Here is a 940-nt window from a genome sequence, read left to right on the forward strand (position 1 = left end):
CCCCGCCGCACCGATCGACGATACCCCGCCCCCGCCCCGCCCCGGCGCCGGCGCAGGCTCCGGCGCCTACTGGATCTACGGCCAGCACGCCGTGCTCGCGGCGCTGTCCAACCCGCGCCGCAAGCCACGCCGGCTGCTCACCACCACCGACGCCGAACTGGCGCTGCGCGACGCCTTCACCGGCCGCTGGCGCGTCACCCCCGAACGCGCCGACCGCGCCCGCTTCGCCACCTTCCTGACCGAGGACGCGGTGCACCAGGGCATCGCCCTGCTGGCCGAACCGCTCGAACCCGTGCAGCTGGAAGACGCGATCGCGGCCTCCGAAGGCCCCGTCCTGCTGCTCGACCAGGTGACCGACCCGCGCAACGTCGGTGCCGCACTGCGTGCCGCCGCGGCCTTCGGCGCAGCCTGCGTCGTGCTGCAGGACCGCCACGCGCCACACGAGACCGGCACCCTCGCCCGCGCCGCCTCCGGCGCGCTCGACATCGTGCCGGTGGTGCGGGAAGTGAACCTCTCCCGCGCCATTGCCGCCCTGCAACGCGCCGGCTTCTGGGTCATGGGCCTGGCGGGCGAAGCGAAGCGCACCCTGGCCGAGGCCGCCCCGCGCGACCGCCGCGTCGCCCTGGTGATGGGCGCCGAGGAACACGGCCTGCGCCGCCTGCAACGCGAGACCTGCGACGAACTGGTGCGCCTGCCGATGGCCGAAGGCGTCGAGAGCCTCAACGTGGCGTCGGCAGCGGCGGTGGCGCTGTACGAGATCGTCCGGCGGTGAGGTGGCGTCGCGCGCGGCGGGCGCTGGCGGAGAGGGGCTTGGCGCGCCCTTCGGCATCGGTGCCACCCTCGACGCGCCTCCCCCAATCCCCCGATCAAGTCGAGGGGTCCAGGGGCCTTTAGGCCCTTGGCGGGTGGGGTCCGGGGAGGGCAGCGCCCTCCCCCGCCG

Annotated in this window: 1 protein-coding gene; it reads left to right on the top strand. The window is 75.5% G+C overall.

Annotated features, from left to right (window positions below; all coding sequences use genetic code 11):
- Window positions 1–13: 13 nt before the first annotated feature.
- Entirely contained in the window at window positions 14–772 is a 759-nt protein-coding gene (gene rlmB / locus HW578_RS27040) for a 23S rRNA (guanosine(2251)-2'-O)-methyltransferase RlmB (RefSeq protein WP_198373781.1), read from the top strand.
- Window positions 773–940 lie beyond the last annotated feature (168 nt).

Source organism: Roseomonas rosulenta (genome assembly GCF_016106005.1).
Classification (GTDB): domain Bacteria; phylum Pseudomonadota; class Alphaproteobacteria; order Acetobacterales; family Acetobacteraceae; genus Neoroseomonas; species Neoroseomonas rosulenta.